Origin of the sequence: Mycobacterium gordonae, from assembly GCF_001417955.2 — a bacterium.
GTDB classification, from domain to species: domain Bacteria; phylum Actinomycetota; class Actinomycetes; order Mycobacteriales; family Mycobacteriaceae; genus Mycobacterium; species Mycobacterium gordonae_B.
The window spans coordinates 1-3,948 of the sequence record NZ_LKTM01000106.1 but is presented as its reverse complement, the minus strand read 5'-3'; the positions used below and the strand labels follow the sequence as shown (position 1 = coordinate 3,948).

General features: G+C 74.1%; 1 protein-coding gene. It reads left to right on the top strand.

Going from position 1 to position 3,948, the window contains the following annotated elements:
- Positions 1 to 3,948 (top strand): hypothetical protein (locus tag AO501_RS40150; protein WP_055577707.1); only part of this gene is annotated, 3,948 nt, incomplete at both ends.

Below are 3,948 nucleotides of genomic sequence, written 5' to 3'. Positions count from 1 at the left end.
GGGTGGGGCCGGCGCGATCGGCGCCGCGGGTGCCGCGGGCACCGTGACGTCACCTGGCGGTACCGGCGGCCCGGGCGGGGACGGCGGCAATGCCGGTATGGGCGGAGCCGGCGGCAACGGTGGCCTGCTCTATGGCTCGGGCGGTGCCGGTGGGCAAGGCGGGGTGGGCGGTGCCGGGGGAGTGGGCGGTGTTGGTGGTGCGGGCTTTGACGCGACGACGGTGGGCGCCACCGGCGGCACGGGCGGTAACAGCGGCTCGGGCGGCGACGCTGGCAACGGTGGAATGGGCGGAGCCGGTGGCCGCGGGTCAGCGCTATTCGGCGCCGCGGGAGGCTTTGGCGACGGCGGTGCCGGTGGAGTCGGCGGTAACGCCGGGGCACCCGGCAACGGCGGTACCGGTGGTGTCGGGAATGCCAGCACCGTCGGCGGCAATGGCGGAAACGGCGGCGACCCAGGCACTTTCGGCCTCGGCGGCAGCGGCGGAGCCGCGGGTGGACCAGGCGCCACCGCCGGCGCGGGTGGAGTTGCGGGATCCATCATTCCGGGTAACGGCGGCAACGGAGGTACGGGCGGTCACGGCTACGACGCGTCTAGCGCAGTATCCGGCACGCCAGGGGGGAAAGGCGGGGCCGGCGGTAACGGCGGCAGCTACGGCAACGGCGGCGCAGGCGGAGCTGGCGGCAACTCGGCATTGGGCACCGGGGCCGGCGGCGACGGCGGGGCGGGCGGCAAGAGCGGCCTGATCGCCGGAGCGGGCGGCACCGGCGGCGATGGCGGCAACGCTCTGGGCACCGGCGCGGGCGGTAACGGCGGTACGGGCGGAGCCGGCCAGAACGAGGGGCCCGGCAACGCCGTCGCCGGCGTGGGCGGAAAGGGTGGCTCCTCGGGCATTGGGCGAGGCGGTAATGGCGGCGCAGGCGGTATCGCGACGAATGCCGGGACCGGGGACGCGATCGGCGGTGCAGGTGGGGTTGGTGGCGCTGGACCCGCGGGTGGTGGCGACGGCGGGGACGGTGGGTCAGCGTTCAACAACGGCACGGGTAACGCCACTGGCGGCGCCGGAGCCGACGGCATCAACGGCGGTAGCTCCGGTACGGGGGGGAAGGGCGGGAAGGGGGGCGATGCAAACATCAACAATTCCGTGGCTACCGGGGCGGCAACCGGCGGTGCCGGCGGCAATGGAGGAAGCGGCGCCGCTGGCGGAGGGAACGGCGGAGGGGGCGGCTCGGCGACCAGCAGCGGTCCAGCCGGACATTCGGCCGGAGGTCGCGGTGGCGATGGTGGCAGTGGAGGAACAACCGGCACAGGTGGAAGCGGGGGCGCAGGCGGCAATGGTTTGATCAGCAACGCTGCAGCAACGGGCAACGCCCTGGGCGGCGGCGGAGGGACCGGTGCCGCCGGCGCGAACGGCGGCACCGGAGGGAACGGGGGCGCGGCAACACTTGTCCTTGGAGGATCGGGCAACGCGATCGCCGGCGCGGGCGGAGACGGCGGTGCTGGTTCCAGCAACGGTGGGGCCGGCGGCGATGGCGGGGGTGGTAACTCGTTCAACGTGAGCGGCAACCTGATCGGGGGGGCTGGCGGCAAGGGCGGCCTCGGGACAACCGGGAACGGGGGTAAGGGCGGTTCCAGCAACGCCATGCAGATTTTTGGAGGCGGCTCCACTGGCAACGTCACGACCGGGGCCGGCGGGGCCGGCGGGTCGGGCGCGACTGGCGGTGACGGCGGCAGCAGCGGTACCGCAGCAAATGCGGGGAGCGGATCGGCGACGACCGGCGATGGCGGTGACGGCGGTAAGGGCAGCACCGGCGCCGGCGGTAAAGGCGGATTCAGCGAAATTGCGAGCAATTCAGGAACCGGATCCGCCAAAAGCGGTAACGGTGGAGCCGGCGGCAACGGTGGCGTGGGCGGTTCGGGCGGCAGGAGTGGGGAAGCGGTTGTTTCGCAGACGGCAGCAACCGGCAGCGCCGTCACCGGTTCGGGCGGCGCCGGCGGCAACGGCACCGCCGGCGCTGGCGGCAGCGGCGGCGCCGCCGGCACCGCCTCCAATAGCGGAACGGGATCGGCCAGCGGCGGCAACGGTGGCGTCGGCGGTCTCGGTGTCACCACTGGCGGGTCCGGTGGGAATGGCGGCGGGGCAAATGTTGTGAACAATGCCTCAGCTGCGACTTCCACCGGCGGCAATGGCGGAGCAGGCGGCGACGGAGCCACAGGTGGGGCCGGCGGCTCCGGCGGCGCGGCGTCGTCGACAGGGTTGGGAACTGTCTACGCCGGAGCTGGTGCTGTGGGTGGGAGCGGCACCACCGGTACTGGAGGGGCTGGCGGGTCGGGCGGCACTGCAACGATCAGCAACTTGGCCTCCACCGGTAGCGGCTTCGGGGGTAACGGCGCCGCCGGCGGTAACGGCTCTATCGGCGGCAACGGCGGATTTGGTGGGACAGTCACGAGCACCGGAAACGGAAATGTCACCGGCGGCGGGGGTGCAGTCGGCGGCAGTGGCACTAGCGGCGCCGGCGGCAACGGCGGCAACGGCGGCTCCGCAACCGTCTTGAACTCCGCGTCCACCGGTGCTGCTACCGCCGGTAATGGCGCTGCTGGCGGCAATGGCACTAGCGGTGGTAGCGGCGGTAGCGGTGGTAGTGCCGCCGCCGGGACCGGCGCCATAACGGCCGGCAGCGGCGCCGCAGGCGGAAAAGGCAGCACCGGCGCAGGCGGAAATGGCGGCTTCGGCGGCAGCGCGACCGTTACTAACAGCAGCTCGACCGTTTCAGCGATCGGCGGTATCGGCGGTTCCGGCGGCGCCGGCGCGATCGGCGGTGGTACCGGCGGAGCTGGCGGCGGCGCATCGACCACTTCTGCGACCGGCAACGCGATTGGCGGCGCCGGGGCTGCAGGCGGCAGCGGCGGCACCGGCATCGGCGGCAAGGGCGGCGCCGGCGGAAATGCAGGCAGCAACAACGGCGCTTCGAGCGGTACCGCGTCAGGCGGCCAAGGTGGCGCAGGCGGAAATGGAGCAAGCGGCGGCGACGGGGGAGTCGGTGGTACCGCCAGCTTGAACGCCGGCGGATCAGGGAAAGCGATCGGCGGCTCAGGCGGAAACGGTGGCGACGGGCCCGGCGGCGGCGGCACCGGAGGCCAGGGCGGTGCCAGCTCCGCGAACGGAGGCAGCGCCGGCTTGACCGGCGGCGACGGCGGTAACGGCGGAAGTGGCGGGACCACCGGCGCCGGCGGCGTGGGCGGGGCCGGAGGCGGAGCAAGCACCACCGGAACGGGGTCTGCCACCGGTGGTGGCGGCGGCGACGGTGGCGCCGGAACTTCCGGCGGAGCGGCGGGCATCGGAGGCAGCGCCACCATCAGCAACTCCCTTGCAACCGGCACCGCAACGGCGGGCGCCGGCGGCGACGGTGGCAACGGCACCTCCGGCGTGGGCGGAAAGGGCGGCGCCGGCGGCGGTGCCAATACGACCGGAGTCGGATCAGCCGCCGGCGGCGCCGGCGGAGCCGGCGGGACCGGTGCCACCGGAGGCGACGGCGGCATCGGCGGCAGCGGTGTCATCGCCGGAAACAGCGCCGCTACGGGCAACGCCACCGGGGGAGCCGGAGGCGGCGGCGGCAAAGGCGGCACCGGCGGGGACGGTGGAAATGGCGGTAACGCGACCAACAGCGGAATCGGCAACGTCACGTCCGGCGCCGGCGGTGCCGGTGGGGACGGCACCACAGGCGCCGGCGGAAACGGCGGCAAGGGTGGATTGGCGGCGATCTCTTATTCGCTGTCAAACGGCACCATCGCAGCTGGGAACGGCGGCTCCGGCGGAAGCGGGGTCAGCGGGGGCAAAGGTGGCGTCGGTGGCGCCGGCACCACTGCCGGAACGGGCGCCGTCAGCGCCGGAAACGGGGGCGCAGGCGGGGCCGGCACTACGGGAGCCGGCGGCGCGGGTGGCTCGGGGGG